The organism is Nostoc sp. (genome assembly GCF_036916735.1).
Taxonomy (GTDB): domain Bacteria; phylum Cyanobacteriota; class Cyanobacteriia; order Cyanobacteriales; family Nostocaceae; genus Nostoc.
In genome coordinates this window covers 53,443-67,781 of the sequence record NZ_JBALFV010000051.1, presented here as the reverse complement: position 1 = coordinate 67,781, position 14,339 = coordinate 53,443, and the positions used below count along the sequence as shown (strand labels likewise).

The 14,339-nt window shown below is 42.2% G+C and carries 15 protein-coding genes; 8 read left to right on the top strand and 7 right to left on the bottom strand.

Annotation, left to right across the window (positions count from 1 at the left end; genetic code table 11):
- Nucleotides 1-61: 61 nt before the first annotated feature.
- The 3 genes from V7L20_RS12405 to V7L20_RS12395 all read right to left on the bottom strand — a co-directional run bounded on the left by V7L20_RS12405 (nt 62) and on the right by V7L20_RS12395 (nt 1,594).
- A complete protein-coding gene (locus tag V7L20_RS12405; RefSeq protein ID WP_334744365.1) occupies nt 62-250 on the bottom strand; it encodes a hypothetical protein in 189 nt (62 codons plus the stop codon).
- 171 nt (nt 251-421) lie between these two features.
- The gene (locus tag V7L20_RS12400) at nt 422-868 is read right to left on the bottom strand and encodes a Fur family transcriptional regulator (protein ID WP_334744364.1); all 447 of its coding nucleotides are present in this window, start codon (nt 866-868) and stop codon (nt 422-424) included.
- A gap of 465 nt (nt 869-1,333) precedes the next feature.
- Nucleotides 1,334-1,594 (bottom strand): hypothetical protein, encoded by a 261-nt coding sequence (locus V7L20_RS12395; protein WP_334744363.1) that lies wholly within the window; start codon nt 1,592-1,594, stop codon nt 1,334-1,336.
- Between the two features lie 197 nt (nt 1,595-1,791).
- Here V7L20_RS12395 and V7L20_RS12390 point away from each other — a divergent pair, with 197 nt between their 5' ends.
- Entirely contained in the window at nt 1,792-2,277 is a 486-nt protein-coding gene (locus V7L20_RS12390; protein ID WP_334744362.1) for a CRR6 family NdhI maturation factor, read from the top strand.
- A gap of 183 nt (nt 2,278-2,460) precedes the next feature.
- On the opposite strand, the gene V7L20_RS12385 is transcribed toward V7L20_RS12390, so the two are convergent.
- On the bottom strand, nt 2,461-3,420 hold the full coding sequence (locus tag V7L20_RS12385; protein ID WP_334744361.1) for a glycosyltransferase family 9 protein: 960 nt from the start codon (nt 3,418-3,420) through the stop codon (nt 2,461-2,463).
- 69 nt (nt 3,421-3,489) lie between these two features.
- Here V7L20_RS12385 and ispD point away from each other — a divergent pair, with 69 nt between their 5' ends.
- The 3 genes from ispD (at nt 3,490) to V7L20_RS12370 (ending at nt 5,602) form a co-directional block, all read left to right on the top strand.
- Nucleotides 3,490-4,179 (top strand): 2-C-methyl-D-erythritol 4-phosphate cytidylyltransferase, encoded by a 690-nt coding sequence (gene ispD / locus V7L20_RS12380; RefSeq protein WP_334744360.1) that lies wholly within the window; start codon nt 3,490-3,492, stop codon nt 4,177-4,179.
- A gap of 306 nt (nt 4,180-4,485) precedes the next feature.
- The gene (gene scpB / locus V7L20_RS12375) at nt 4,486-5,037 is read left to right on the top strand and encodes an SMC-Scp complex subunit ScpB (RefSeq protein WP_334744359.1); all 552 of its coding nucleotides are present in this window, start codon (nt 4,486-4,488) and stop codon (nt 5,035-5,037) included.
- Nucleotides 5,038-5,254: 217 nt separating this feature from the next.
- Nucleotides 5,255-5,602 carry a DUF760 domain-containing protein gene (locus V7L20_RS12370; RefSeq protein WP_118162998.1) on the top strand — a complete coding sequence of 116 codons (348 nt, stop codon included), beginning with the start codon at nt 5,255-5,257 and terminating at the stop codon, nt 5,600-5,602.
- Between the two features lie 280 nt (nt 5,603-5,882).
- Here the strand turns inward: V7L20_RS12370 and V7L20_RS12365 are convergent, their stop codons facing one another.
- Nucleotides 5,883-7,091, bottom strand: coding sequence for an HhoA/HhoB/HtrA family serine endopeptidase (locus tag V7L20_RS12365; protein ID WP_334744358.1), 1,209 nt, complete (start codon nt 7,089-7,091; stop codon nt 5,883-5,885).
- A 227-nt stretch (nt 7,092-7,318) separates the two neighbouring features.
- Between V7L20_RS12365 and V7L20_RS12360 the strand changes: the two genes are divergently transcribed.
- On the top strand, nt 7,319-8,212 hold the full coding sequence (locus tag V7L20_RS12360; protein ID WP_334744357.1) for a M23 family metallopeptidase: 894 nt from the start codon (nt 7,319-7,321) through the stop codon (nt 8,210-8,212).
- Between the two features lie 112 nt (nt 8,213-8,324).
- On the opposite strand, the gene V7L20_RS12355 is transcribed toward V7L20_RS12360, so the two are convergent.
- Nucleotides 8,325-9,359 (bottom strand): isochorismatase, encoded by a 1,035-nt coding sequence (locus V7L20_RS12355; RefSeq protein WP_334744356.1) that lies wholly within the window; start codon nt 9,357-9,359, stop codon nt 8,325-8,327.
- 651 nt (nt 9,360-10,010) lie between these two features.
- On the opposite strand from V7L20_RS12355, the gene ispG reads away from it, so the two are divergent.
- Nucleotides 10,011-11,237 (top strand): (E)-4-hydroxy-3-methylbut-2-enyl-diphosphate synthase, encoded by a 1,227-nt coding sequence (gene ispG, locus V7L20_RS12350; RefSeq protein ID WP_334744355.1) that lies wholly within the window; start codon nt 10,011-10,013, stop codon nt 11,235-11,237.
- A 253-nt stretch (nt 11,238-11,490) separates the two neighbouring features.
- Complete coding sequence (gene ctpC, locus V7L20_RS12345; protein WP_334744354.1) at nt 11,491-12,774, top strand: carboxyl-terminal processing protease CtpC; 1,284 nt, start codon at nt 11,491-11,493, stop codon at nt 12,772-12,774.
- Nucleotides 12,775-12,877: 103 nt separating this feature from the next.
- Here the strand turns inward: ctpC and V7L20_RS12340 are convergent, their stop codons facing one another.
- The gene (locus tag V7L20_RS12340; RefSeq protein ID WP_334744353.1) at nt 12,878-13,063 is read right to left on the bottom strand and encodes a DDE transposase family protein; all 186 of its coding nucleotides are present in this window, start codon (nt 13,061-13,063) and stop codon (nt 12,878-12,880) included.
- 257 nt (nt 13,064-13,320) lie between these two features.
- Between V7L20_RS12340 and V7L20_RS12335 the strand changes: the two genes are divergently transcribed.
- Nucleotides 13,321-13,827, top strand: coding sequence for a DUF6174 domain-containing protein (locus tag V7L20_RS12335; protein ID WP_334744352.1), 507 nt, complete (start codon nt 13,321-13,323; stop codon nt 13,825-13,827).
- The last annotated feature ends 512 nt before the right edge of the window (nt 13,828-14,339 follow it).

Sequence of the window (14,339 nt, the reverse complement as noted above, 5' to 3'; positions counted from 1 at the left end):
TTCCCTAGTACAGGTCGGTGGAAATAAACCTACCATTTCATTACAGCCAGAAAGCCCAAAATTAAAGCATGGGTGACTTTTGACCTTCGACTACGCCCAACTCTACCAGAGGCTGCGCCCTAAGCGTAGCTATGCCGCAGGCTTTATGGTTTTGCTCCTCGGCTACTTCGACTATGCCCAACTCTACCAGAGGCTGCGCCCTAAGCGTAGCTATGCCGCAGGCTTTACGATTACGCCCTTCGACTACCAAGAGGACAAGCTCAGGACAAGCTCAGGACAAGTTTGCTCGAGCTGAACTCAGGACAAGCTCAGTACAAGTGCGCTCAGGGTCAAGGCCGAGCGACTTGTACTGAGCGTAGTCGGAGTAAGCCGAGGTAAGCCGAAGCCTTGACTTTTGACTTTTGACTTCCGCCCTGCAGCACTAGCCTTCTTGCGGGTTACGGTAACCAAAAAAGTTAATACTGTAGTCAGTAATCCGCACTCCTGTTTCTTCCTCAATTTTGCGGATTAACTCTTCTGGAAGTTCTACATGAACATCAAGAATTTGATTTGTATCTATACAGTTTACATGACTGTGAGAGTCACTGATATTGCCGTACAAACGCCCATCACAGCGTTCAATACACTCAATAATACCCTGACTGGATAATGCTTCTAAATTTTGATAGACAGAGGTATGACCAATATCTTTACCTTGTTGGTTCAAGCGATCATAAATCTCTCTAGCAGAAAGATGTTCATTTGCTTGCCAAAGTAATTCCAGAATAAAGCGACGTTGGCGGCTGACGCGCATGCCCAAAATTTGACACTGTTCAAGCGCATCTTCTAGAGAACGAATTGGTTTTGTAGAAATTGTTTGTTTTTGCATATTACAGCTTCTTAACTGTTGAGGGAATTTTCCTATTTAAATGTTTATTGCTTATTTAATATATGTAATGATATTGCACACTACTTTTTCTACCTGTACTTGTGTTTTGGCTTTTGATGCTGCGAAAGTTACAGGTTGCGATAATGATTTTTTTCTTTCTTGACGGCTACTTTGTCACACCTTAATCTAAAACAAACTCATTACAACTTTAACTTAAAATTGCTGTAAATGTCCACTTTGGCAAAGGTAACGCCTGCCCCAAGTAGGCTAATTCTAATCTCACACCATTTTAATCGTGTAATAATTTTTTAGTTAAATGCAAGTATTTATCACCCTTATAAAAGTAACATTTAACTATAAAAATTCGGTGTACGTGAGTGGTATAGGCATAGCCTGCCGTCGGCTACACCATCTGCTCATATTAAAGCTAGCAACGAAACGTATATTTGTAATAACTAGCGAAAACTAAGCAAAAGTATCAAATAAATTAGAGAAGCTCAGACTTGTGTATAAACCTTGTATAGATTGACCAATTATTAATACCATTTGTTTGTAAAAATGCGCCAAGTCTCTTAATTTATTACTTCTTGGTGTACTTGGCGCTCTTGGTGAACCAGCGCTGTAGACGGGTTTCCCACCGTAAGCGACTGGTGTTAGCGCAGCGTAAGCCAACTCTTGGAGACGCTTTGCTCCCGCTTGCTTCCACAAAGTGGTACGGCATGGCAACGCTATGAGCTACAAAGAAGCGTCACCCCAAGGGCGGTTCATTCTTTATTTCTTACACTATAGGCACATCTTCATACAGAATTGGTATAAGCAAAAAAGTATTAGTAAATACTAATTTATTTATAAAGGTCAATCTAGCGTCAATCCCTGAAAGCTGCTACTGTAGATTGTCGATCCTACAGTTGAGCATCAAAAAAGTGGCTGCTGAATCAAAGACAATTGCGATCGCACTCAATAATGACTTCATTAACAATCTGGATCTGTCGCCTGCGTCAACGGTGATTGAACAACTGCTGCAAAATGGGGTCGCATCCCATGAACAGCAGCTACGCTTTGATATCAATTATGAACTTGAACCTGGCGATCCACGGGAATTCTCAGAAATTCCAGAGGTGCGGCTATGGTTTGTACGCTTAGATGCCAAATACCCGTGGTTACCATTTTTACTAGATTGGAAAGCTGGAGAATTTGCTCGTTATAGCGCCATGCTTGTACCACACCAGTTCAGTTCTAAAGAAGGCATTCAGTACAATCCTGAAGCCTTAGAAATATTTTTGATGCACAAAATCTTTATTTTAGGAGATTGGCTCAAACAACAAAATATTCCCAGCCTCTCGCGGTTGAAGTCTATGGCCCAAATGTTAGGTTATGAATTAGAGGATGCTTTTTTTGAGATATTTTAGTAAGAAAGAATTCAGGAGTCAGGAGTCAGAATTCAGGAGGACTTCTGTATTTAGTATTCAAAAAGAATACTGAATAACCGCAAAATATAGCTGTCACGTCTAGGTTTTGCGGTCATTCAACAAACGCATAACTATATTGGATATCCAATAAACTGATTGCACAAATTGAGACGAACTGCTGATTTAGCCACCCCAAATTTTCTCCAAAACTGCGTTTGGTGAAACATCTGCCGTTTTTCCTGTGGGGGATTCAATAGCCAGGAATTTATCATTTTTTGGCAACAACTTAGCTGGGTCAGTAGGCCCAAATAGGGCGATGGTATAGGTTTGGACTGCAACACTCAGTTGTAGTGCTGCATTATCAGTAGACAACATCAGATTTGCTCCGGCGATTATGGCAGCTAACTTACCAATATCATCTGGGGCAGTCACCTTAATATTTGGAGAAGACCCCAGAAGCGATCGCACAAACTGCTCATCGTCAACTTCCTTAATGACTACCACAGGCAGATCCGGTTGCTTATCTTGGAAGTTTTGAATAATTTGCTGCCACTTCTGGACAGGGTAGATTTTATCCAGTTCTTTAGCCTGAGATAACTGCCCAGAACCGCCATGAATCAAGATATAGCCTGTTTCATGAACCCCTAAGCGTTTTTGTTCCTTTTCTGCCCAGTCAATATCTGGTTTTGGCACATTTACGGCTAACTCTGGCACAGGACTATTTATTTCCAATGGTTGCAGCAAATCGTGGTAAACTGCTGCCGCATACTGGGATGGTTTGAATGGCACAGTATGGGTAAGAAAACCCGATCCTTTGCCTTTGTAGCCAATACGTATAGGAATTCCCGTCAACCAGAGTATAAGACCCACCAACCAATTTTGCTTAACAGCAATAGCAACATCGTATTCGCGATCGCGAATTGTCCCCACTAAGTTACCCCAATCTGCCAGACTGTTACGGTCATTAAAATCAAAGTACAGCACCTCGTGAACTGACTTGCTCACTCGGTAGGCAGCCTTTGACCGGGGTTCAACAACGACATCTATCTGAGCGTTAGGGTAATGGCGCTTTAGGTCATCTAGAGTCGGAAACAAGAGAACTTGGTCGCCAATTCCGCCAGGTACAAGGGCTACTACTCGCATAATATTTATTGACGCTTACTCGCTCCCTATTTTAGGGGAAAATATATAGCTTAAAGATTGAGGAATTCTGTGTATTTACTAATTCCAGCTGCAGGAATCGGAAAAAGAATGGGGAGTAACCGCAATAAACTCTTGCTCCTGGTGCGATCGCAACCAATTATTGCTTGGACTCTATTAGCCGCAGAAGCCGCCAGTACGATCAGTTGGATCGGAATTATTTCTCAGCCTACCGATTGGCCAGACTTCAACGCAATTCTCGCCGATCTGAAGCTGACTAAACCAGTGGAATTGATTACAGGTGGTTCCACCCGCCAAGAATCTGTTTACAATGGCTTGCAGGCGCTACCAGTAGCCGCAGAACAAGTTTTAATTCATGATGGGGCTAGATGCCTTGCCACACCGGATTTATTTAACTCTTGCGCCGAGGCCATTCGCCACTGTCCCGGTTTAATTGCTGGTGTACCCGTTAAAGACACTATCAAAGTTGTCGATGAACAAGGCATAATTCAAAAAACACCCGACAGACGGCAATTATGGGCGGCACAAACTCCCCAAGGATTTGATGTCAAGTTGTTGAAACAGTGCCACGCTGAAGGTGTTCGTCAAGGTTGGGAAGTAACAGACGATGCCGCTTTGTTTGAAAAATGTGGTATTGAAGTGCGAATTATCGAGGGAGAAGAGACAAATTTAAAAGTGACAACTCCACAAGATTTAGCGATCGCAGAATTTATTCTCACAAGTAGAGGGATTGGGGATTAGGATACAACGACTGCGCTCAGTGCATCGCTGGGGAATGGGGATTAGGGACTGGGGGAGATGAGGGGGACAAGGGAGGCACGAAAAATAACCAATCCTCAATTCCCTATTTGAGAGTTTAAAACAATATTTTGACAATTTACGATATTATGCCACACACTTGTTGATTATTAGTTGTCATGTACTAATAACTAATACTTCGACTACGCCCTTCTCTTCTTAGGCTGCGCCCTAAGCGTAGCTATGCCGCAGGCTTTACGGCTACGCTCAGGGCAAGCTCAGTACAAGTGACTAATGACTAATAACTAAATGATTACAGCCACAGCGACGAAGATAGAAGCAATTCTGTATTTAAAAGGTAAACCCTTGTCGCTCGGCGAAATCGCCGAGTATGCCGCGTGCGATCGCGCCACTGTCAAAGAAGGCATAATTGAACTAATGGACAACTATGCCCACCGAGATAGCGCCTTAGAGGTAGTAGAAACTTCAGATGGTTACAGTTTGCAACTACGGTCTGATTTTCATGACTTAGTGCAAACTATGATCCCAGTAGAATTGGGTGTAGGTGCATTGCGAACTTTAGCCGCGATCGCCCTTAATAGTCCCATACTCCAGAGTGACTTGATTAACCTGCGCGGTTCAGGAGTATATCAGCATGTTCCAGAACTCGTCGAACTTGGTTTCATCCGAAAGCGCCGAGACAGCGATTCTCGCTCTTATTCACTGCAAGTAACCCCAAAATTTCATCAATATTTCCAAATCGAACAACTCCCGCAAATACTTTCCACTAGCCAGAAGGAAGAACAGCTAGAACTAGAACTAGAACTGAAGGGAGTGGGGAACTCGGGGCCCCCACGTTAGCGAAGCGGGGCGAAGCCCAGTGTGGATTAGGGGCATGGGGAGTAGGGAGTGGGGAAATGAAGGGGATGAGGGAGCAAGGCAGGTAGGGGAAGAACTATTGATTATTCCCCACTCCCTATTCCTTACTGCCTCCTCTTGACTTATACCTGTGGTGAATGCGCTACCCTTGTACTATGGTTTAAAGTAGAGTTAGCAATTAAGCTAAATAAAACTGCCAATGGTGTTTAATCCTGACTTTTTAAATGACAACTCTGAGGAACACCCTAATCAACTTCTTTCAGACCACTCTGAGCAATACCCCAATCAGTTACTCAAATATCTACAGCATCAGTCTCCTGATGTTTTAGCCAGGATTGCTCAGTCCGCTAGCCCCGAAATTAAACAAATCATCTCGCAAAATGTCCAAGGGCTTGTGGGCATGCTCCCGCCAGAAAATTTCAACGTGCAAATTACAACAGATCGGGAGAATTTAGCTGGGCTTTTAGCGTCGGCTATGATGACAGGGTATTTTCTGCGCCAGATGGAACAAAGAATGCAGTTAGAGCATTTGTCTAATGGTCAATAGTCAGTAGTCAAATATTCTGGAACTATTGACCAAATAATTACTAATTCGTAATTCGTAATTCGTAATTCGTAATTAAAAAGGTTACAGTAGCCTACACTGAATTTTTAATTCAGTGGTTAACAAGACATTGTGGAAAGTTAAAGCTTCCACTGATAGCGACGCACTAAGCCAGTCCGCCAGCGTCTTGCAATTACGAATTACGTTAACCTAACGGTAGCTAGTCCGCGTTCGCTTTTAGCGTCTCGTAGAGAGCGTCATTATCAATTACGAATTATTTTTACTACTTCCTTTCAGGATAAGCTCCTGATTGTACTTTGAAGGTTTGAATTTTACCGTTACGGTTGACCTCGATCGCTAAGATATCCCCAACTGTGCTGGACTCTACGAGCTTCTGGACTTGGGCTGAGGTTTTGACTGGTTTACCGTTAACTTTTTGAATCACGTCTCCAGGAAGCAGTCCTCCACGCTTGGCTGGGGAATCCTCTGTGACTTCTTTAATCACAATCCCAGCTTCCTGCTGAATGTTGATCTGTTTTTCTTGATTAATCTGTTGTTTTCTGATGGGAGAAAGGTCTGCCATTTCAATACCCAAGAAGGGATGTTCCACACGCCCTTTGGTAAAAAGTTCATTAGCGATGCGGGCGGCGGTTTCAATGGGTATGGCGAAACCGAGTCCTTGAGCATCAGCGCGGATGGCAGTGTTAACACCAATCACTTCACCTTGGGCATTTAACAAGGGGCCACCAGAATTACCAGGGTTAATTGCGGCATCAGTTTGGATAAAGCTGACTCGCTTATCTGGGACACCAACTTGAGTGCTGGTGCGATCTGTAGCACTAACGATGCCGATAGTGACAGTATTATCTAAACCAAGAGGATTGCCAATAGCGATCGCCCATTGTCCTGGTATTAAGTTTTGCGAATTGCCTAATTTCACAGTTGGTAAATGATCCGCTTTTATTTTCACCACCGCCACATCTGTTACCGAATCAACTCCTACCACCTTCCCCTCTAAACTCCGACCATCCTTGAGGGTAACTTGTACTGTATCTGTATCAGCTACCACATGAGCGTTGGTGAGTAATTCTCCATCTTCGCTCAAAATAAATCCCGATCCTGTACCGCGCTCAATGCGTTCTTGGGGAATTGGTTGCTCATCTTCTCCAAAAAATCGCCGTAAGAGGGGATTTTTTAAGGCGTCAGAGATAGGATTGGCGACTTTGCGAGTGGCGTTAATTCGCACCACAGCCGGGCCAACTTTTTGCACTGCTGTTGCAATAAAATTCACGTTATCGCCCCCAGTAGCCCCAATCGCTCCGTTAGAAGAATTTGGCACTACAGACTCTGGAGGTGAAGCCATTGTTACATTTTTTAACTGTTGGAACGAAGAATTTTTGAGCAGGAAATAGCGACTGCCAAATAAACCAGCACCACAGCCAAACATCAGTAAAAATATATAAACCGCCAGTTGCTTTAAGGATAACTTCATAATCATTCTGCTTAAGGACAGAAATGCAGTTGCTAACTTCTAAGTGTAGTCAAGCTAACGGCAAGTGGACAGATCAATTTACGAGGAATTGGGGATTGGGTATGGGGAAGAGGACAAGGAGAATAAAGAACAAGTGGGAAAGACTTGTGCAAGTTCTCACCCTTGTCTCCCCACTCCCCACTCTTCCCATCTAAAATTTAAAGTTAATGCGCTCTTGACCTGTATACATGACTCTACCCTTTCGTCAACTGTTTCTCTGTAGCTTAGTTAGCGCCTTGAGCTTAGTATCTATACTGCCAAACGTCAACAGCGCCAAGGCTGGTGTGAGTGGTTGCCCAACTCCAGCCCTATCTCGCTTCCAACGGCATAAAGTTGTTCGTGGCGAAACTTTGGAGAACATAGCGCAGCGCTACAATCTCCTACCTACAACTATTATCGGCATGAATCCAGCTTTGCAGAGCGGTGCGATTCCAGCCGTTGGTAGTGTACTTCAGATTCCTCCCTACAATGGGATTGTCGTTGAAGTGCCTCGTGGTCAAACTTGGCGACAAGTGGCAGCAAAATACAAAGTTCGTGCTGATAGCCTTTTTGAGCTGAATGGCTGCCAACAAGACCCCAGAATTGTGTTTGTTCCGGGGGTAAATTGGTCACCCAATGGTGTTGTAACTAAGTCCCCTTTACCCACTGATGCAGGTACACCAAACCGTGCATCTTTATCTGGATATCCTTTAGGGAAAGTAGCAAATGTCGGATTAGCTTACGGCTGGCAAATTAATCCTGCTACAGGTGAAGTTTTCTTCCATAGTGGTATTGATTTATTAGCACCAGTTGGTACAGATGTTCTAGCGATCGCGCCTGGAACTGTAGCCTTTGCCAGCGATCAAGGTTCTTATGGCAAATTAGTCATTATTAACCACAGTGGCGGACTCCAAAGCCGCTACGCCCAGCTTGACAGTATCAAGGTTTCTGTCGGTCAACAAGTAAAAAAAGGAGACTTACTAGGAACCGTAGGCACTAGTGGAAAACCAACATCCACTCAACCGCACCTCCATTTTGAAGTGCGTTCTAGCTCATCTCTAGGTTGGGTAGCACAAGATCCCAAGGGTTATTTGAAGAAATGAAGAAATAGGGAGTAGAGAATTTTAGATTTTTTAGATTTTGGATTTTAGATTGAAATTTAATCCAAAATCCTTAATCCAAAATCCAAAATTGAATTGTCCCATGCCCCATGCCCTATGCCCAATTCCCAAATTCGCTAGATTTTACAATGTGCATTCCTGCCTCTGCAAACCTTGCAAATGCTGCATCTGCCTGTTCTGTGTAGTCCACAACATCGGGGACAACAACGGGGGAAGTGCAATCTTCTAAGAGATAGATTTTTTGAGCAAGGGTAGCATCTACCTGTTTAATTTCTGTTAATAAATCGTCAATTGTCCAAGCGACACAGTGACTTTTAGCTTGACCACCAATAATTACTGCATCATATTCTAAAAGTTGTTTAATCAAGCGCGTGTTCTTTTGAGCAAGTGGACGTTGTTCAAAATCTTCCAATACTTCTGGACGTAAGATAGAATAGTTTTCTGTTAAGGGATTTTCACCTTTAATTTCAAATTGCGTCTGACTCTGACGCACCATGCCGTGGAAAAATATTGCTTCTTCCACTGATGAAACTAAAGCATGACCAATACCACCCAACATAGAATGATAAGGCCAAACAGTGAGAGGATATTTCCCGTCTTGACTGAGTTTTTTAAGGTAATGGTAAGTGTGTTTTTCTAATAATTCATAATCTCCATTAGTAACAGTGTTAGCAACTGCTGGGTTGACTTTCCAGATACCTTGCTTAATATCTGCAGGTGTAATGCTAGTCGCTGCTGGAGTGGGATGTTCTCCCGCAGCGTTCACCCAAAAGATTGGATGGAAAATTTGCGTTGCTGTGTGAGTATCTAGAGTTGGTACAATTTTCGTAATTATTCCCAAGTTTTGATAGATAAACTCACATAATCTGACGTTGTCATCCACCGCCGCATTACCGGATTTTCCACCTACAAATAATTCAAATCCAGGGATGCAGAAGGTGTTTTGGACATCAATTAACAGTAAGCAAATACGGGTTTTATCTAAAGATGCAGGTTTGATATCGTGTTGTTTCACCCAGATTTCAGCTTCGGTGGCACGTTCTTGGTAAGGTACGCGCCAAACTTTACCCACTTCTTCAGGCTTAAAGTGTGGGGGAATTAGTAGTTGAGGTGTTATTTGGGTGTTCATAATTACAGCCGCTTTTATTGTGTAATAACATCTATGATTTCAATTCCCATTAGCGATAAATCTAATTTAACTGGTAGTAGGGGCGATCACTTTGAATTTTCTTTATTCAATAGTATTTTTGTATTATACAATTATAAATTCAACTACATGAGGTTGAAGAGCCTGAAAAGGTTGATTATATATTAGATAATGACAAATTAACTTTTGATGATGATGATCAATAATTTATTTACTATTTGTATTAATTTCCATTACTTACACGTATGAGGCTTAGGAATTGGATACTTACAGAGTACAGTTGTAATTAAAGCCGCACTATTAGGAATTGAGTGAATTACAAGTATTGCAGATTGGGTCATAGAATTCCTGAAACACAAGTAATATTTATAACCTAGTAATAGGTGATCGCTTCGTTAAGCTTTCCTGTGAAACCTGCGCGATCGCTACTCAAGCTACTTACTTAAAAGAATTTTTCAGCAATATATCTTTATAAATGAGCAAAACCTTTGAATTGCTCTTTATGTCTTCGCCTGTCTCATTGTTCATTTTTTTCTATAGAATCACCAAAAGAGCCACCACCTGTGGCAATCTGGGAAACAGAGATTTATCAAATCTGATATTTTAACGACAACAAATTTACCTAATCAGGTTATGCAAACTCTGCCCATAATAGTTACTTCAAACACTACATCCAGTCAACCTACCTTTGATACAACTATCAAGCGGCGTAAAACCCGCTCTGTAAAGGTGGGAAATGTCACCATTGGCGGTGGCTACCCTGTTGTAGTGCAGTCAATGATTAACGAAGACACTCTTGATATTGATGGTTCCGTAGCTGCTATTCGTCGTCTGCACGAAATAGGCTGCGAAATTGTCCGCGTCACAGTGCCAAGTATGGCTCATGCTAAAGCTTTAGCAGAAATTAAACAAAAATTAGTAAAAACTTACCAAGACGTGCCCATTGTGGCTGATGTCCATCACAACGGGCTAAAAATAGCTCTGGAAGTCTCCAAGCACATAGAAAAAGTGCGGATTAATCCGGGATTATATGTCTTTGAAAAGCCCAACGTCAATCGAACCGAGTATACTAAAGCTGAATTTGACGAAATTGGCGATAAAATCCGCGAAACCTTGGAACCTCTAGTGGTTTCTTTGCGCGACCAAGGTAAATCGATGCGAATTGGGGTAAATCACGGTTCCCTCGCTGAAAGGATGCTATTTACCTACGGTGACACCCCAGAAGGCATGGTAGAATCTGCCATAGAATTTATTCGCATCTGTGAATCCTTTGATTTCCGCAACTTGGTAATTTCCATGAAAGCCTCACGAGTACCAGTGATGCTAGCCGCCTATCGCCTGATAGCCAAGCGCATGGATGAACTAGGTATGGATTATCCGCTACATTTAGGCGTTACGGAAGCAGGTGATGGCGAATACGGGCGAATTAAATCCACAGCTGGTATTGCTACCTTACTTGCTGATGGCATTGGTGATACAATTCGCGTCTCACTTACAGAAGCACCAGAAAAAGAAATTCCCGTCTGTTATAGCATTCTCCAAGCTTTGGGATTGCGAAAAACAATGGTAGAATACGTCGCTTGTCCTTCCTGTGGACGCACTTTGTTTAACCTGGAGGAAGTGCTGCACAAAGTTAGGGAAGCCACCAAACACTTAACTGGCCTTGATATAGCGGTTATGGGTTGTATTGTCAATGGGCCCGGAGAAATGGCGGATGCCGACTATGGTTATGTTGGCAAAACACCTGGTTACATTTCTTTGTATCGTGGCAGAGAGGAAATTAAAAAAGTGCCAGAAGATAAAGGTGTAGAGGAATTAATTAACCTGATTAAGGGAGATGAACGCTGGGTAGAACCATAAAAGGTTAGGGGAGTAGGGAGTAGGCAATAGAGAGAGAAATCGATTCAAAATTCAAAATTAAAGAACTTCTGCCTCCTGCCTCCTTTGCCCATTCCCCACTCCCTACTCCCAAAAATATTGTATAAACCATCAATTTTGTCGGATTGTCAAGTATTTTGTTTAAATTAAGGATACATACTCGGTCTGTACAGTGGTAGCCTGTGTTAGATTGAGCATACTGATTATATATTTTTCCTCTAACGCAGCTGTCATTATGGTGATTACAAAAAGTATACCTGTTTTGGGTGCTACGGCAGTGACACTCTCCACGATCGCTTTTACTAGCTGTGGCATTCATTCCCAAGGTCAGGCTTTATTTAAAGCAAGTCCCAAAGAATTAGTAGATGAAGTTTGGCAAATTGTTCAACGCCAATATGTAGACGGTACTTTTAATCAAGTAGATTGGCAGGCTGTTCGTAAGGAATACTTAAGCAAGTCCTACAGTAATCCCCAGGAAGCGTATAAGTCCATTCGGGAAATGCTCAAAAAGCTAGAAGACCCATATACCCGGTTTATGGACCCAGCAGAATTCAAGAATATGCAAGTAGATACCTCTGGAGAACTAATAGGTATTGGGATCACGATCAGTCAGGATGAAAAAACTAAGCAATTGGTTGTAATTGCGCCAATCGAAGATACACCAGCTTTCAAAGCTGGTATTTTGGCGAAAGATGTCATCCTCAAAATCAACGGCAAAAGCACCAAGGGGATGGATACTAATCAGGCTGTATCCCTGATTCGAGGTGAAGCAGGAACGCAAGTCAGCTTAACGATTGACCGCGACGGTAAGACAAAAGAGTTTGATATTAAACGGGCACGCATTGAAATTCATCCAGTTAAATATTCCCAAAAGAAAACTCCAGCAGGTAATCTTGGCTACATTCGCCTGAACCAGTTTAGCGCCAATGCTGGTAAAGAAATGCAAACCGCTATCAAGGATTTAGAAAGCAAAAAGGTAGCTGGATATATTCTGGATCTGCGTGGTAATCCCGGTGGCTTACTCTTCTCTAGTGTAGACATTGCCCGGATGTGGATAGATAAAGGTAAGATTGTCTCTACCGTTGAACGCCAAGGCGAGGCTGAAAAAGAAGAGGCAAACGGACGCGCCTTGACGAATAAACCGTTGGTAGTGCTGGTAGATAAAGGTTCAGCCAGTGCAAGTGAAATCCTCTCAGGGGCTTTGCAAGACAACAAGCGTGCTACTTTGGTTGGTACTCAAACCTTTGGTAAGGGACTAGTGCAATCAGTACGTCCTTTGGAAGATGGCTCAGGATTGGCGGTAACAATTGCTCATTACTATACCCCCAACGGTACAGATATTAATCATAAAGGTATTAGTCCAGATGTGAAGGTGGATTTGAGTAAAGCCCAGATGGAAGAATTGTGGCTTCATGAACGTGACAAACTCGCTACTTTAGCAGACCCCCAATTCGCTAAAGCAGTAGAAGTAATAGGTAAAAAAATTGCTGCTAAGGGCGCAGCCACAGCAGAAAAATGAAGAGTTAGGAATAAAGTTAGGAGTCAATAGTGAGGAGTTAGGAATAAAAACCATCATTGTGAACTCCTAACCCCTGTACAGAGGCGATTAATCGCGTCTCTACTTAAACTGGTTGGCACTTTCCAGCCCTAATAAGTCCGACACGGCGAGCGATCGCTTCTTCTTGCGAACTAAAAGGCCCCCACTGTTCTACAATCTCTAGATTATCGTCGCTAACTTTGTCGCTGGGGACAATTTTGCAATTACCAACAGAATGCTTGACAATATACCAAGTTTGTGGATAATTCATACTTTAAATAAATATTTGTTTTTTCCAGTAAAAATTCTACGACATAGAAAAAATATTCTTGCATGTATGCGATTGCCTCGGATCTGATTTAGCTATACACTTACACTCCCCCACCAGTTCCGTACAGTCATAAATTTGCTATTTGCCCTTGGCTACCCACTGATGAATTTTAATAAAAAGATAAATTGTATTTAAACAAGTAGATAAATTAAAATATATAATACATATATAATACTTTTGAATTTCAAGGGATTGATATGCGTTTACCTATGATTATCAGTGCCGGATTATTGCTATCTTTCGGACTGAACCTACCAGTAATGTCTAAATCTCCCATAGAGATAGCACAATCGCCAGCGAGTAATAACTCGAATTTAAGACGAGCACAAAAGCGATTAGAATTTAATCGCAATTTTTGGAATCGACAAAATATTTCCAACTATGAATATACATTGAGCAATAGTTGCTTTTGTATAGCCGATGCAAGGGGACCAGTAAAAATTCAAGTACGTAATGGTCAAACAACTTCCATCACTTCTGTAGCTACAGGTAAACCAGTTAATCCACAATACTTTCAAAGTTACAACACAATTCCTAAGCTGTTTGATGTGATTCAAGATGCTATCAACCGTAAAGCCTTCAGCCTGAATGTGCAGTACAGCGCTGGATTCGGCTATCCAACCAAAATTGATATCGATTACAATAGTCAGATAGCTGATGAAGAAAAATATCTCACAAATGAGAATTTTAAGGTAATTAAATAGCTGCCACTGCAACTAGAAAATTAGAGATTAAGGCAATAAGTATACTTACCTTCATCTTGCATAAATGCTTAAATTGTCATCTTGAGCGGAGCGAAACATCTGGTGAAATTTTTCTCTTCGCTGCGTTCTGCTCAAAATGACATTCCTGATTTTTTGACTTTTGCAAGAGGTCTATTAACTGCTGGCATTAAAGTTTCTATGTGCTGCTGTGTGAATAGCCCTCATTTTTTGGATAATTAAATTTTCTCTAATAAAAAAGATTGGTTTGTTGATTAGATGTATAAATCTTGGTGTAGGGATGTAAAATTTTGAGCGTAGGCGTAGCCCGCACTTCTCTACGAGACGCTGCGCGAACGGCATGATTCGACTCCGGCTCCATCGAGCGAAGCCGAGATGCTCACCAGCCGCTCAGTGACCATCGTAGACATCGCTCCTCACCAAGGTAGTGGTAAAGTAGTAATTTGTTGATTGTTAACTATTGCTGAACAAAAATTTACGACTATGTGTCACCA

Bases quoted from the DNA above. Each gene is read 5' to 3' on its own strand.
- V7L20_RS12385 (WP_334744361.1), bottom strand. From the start codon at position 3,420: ATGCGAGTAGTAGCCCTTGTACCTGGCGGAATTGGCGACCAAGTTCTC.
- V7L20_RS12360 (WP_334744357.1), top strand. From the start codon at position 7,319: ATGACTCTACCCTTTCGTCAACTGTTTCTCTGTAGCTTAGTTAGCGCC.
- V7L20_RS12370 (WP_118162998.1), top strand. From the start codon at position 5,255: ATGGTGTTTAATCCTGACTTTTTAAATGACAACTCTGAGGAACACCCT.
- V7L20_RS12355 (WP_334744356.1), bottom strand. From the start codon at position 9,359: ATGAACACCCAAATAACACCTCAACTACTAATTCCCCCACACTTTAAG.
- ispG (WP_334744355.1), top strand. From the start codon at position 10,011: ATGCAAACTCTGCCCATAATAGTTACTTCAAACACTACATCCAGTCAA.
- scpB (WP_334744359.1), top strand. From the start codon at position 4,486: ATGATTACAGCCACAGCGACGAAGATAGAAGCAATTCTGTATTTAAAA.
- ctpC (WP_334744354.1), top strand. From the start codon at position 11,491: ATGGTGATTACAAAAAGTATACCTGTTTTGGGTGCTACGGCAGTGACA.
- V7L20_RS12400 (WP_334744364.1), bottom strand. From the start codon at position 868: ATGCAAAAACAAACAATTTCTACAAAACCAATTCGTTCTCTAGAAGAT.
- V7L20_RS12365 (WP_334744358.1), bottom strand. From the start codon at position 7,091: ATGAAGTTATCCTTAAAGCAACTGGCGGTTTATATATTTTTACTGATG.
- V7L20_RS12340 (WP_334744353.1), bottom strand. From the start codon at position 13,063: ATGAATTATCCACAAACTTGGTATATTGTCAAGCATTCTGTTGGTAAT.
- V7L20_RS12335 (WP_334744352.1), top strand. From the start codon at position 13,321: ATGCGTTTACCTATGATTATCAGTGCCGGATTATTGCTATCTTTCGGA.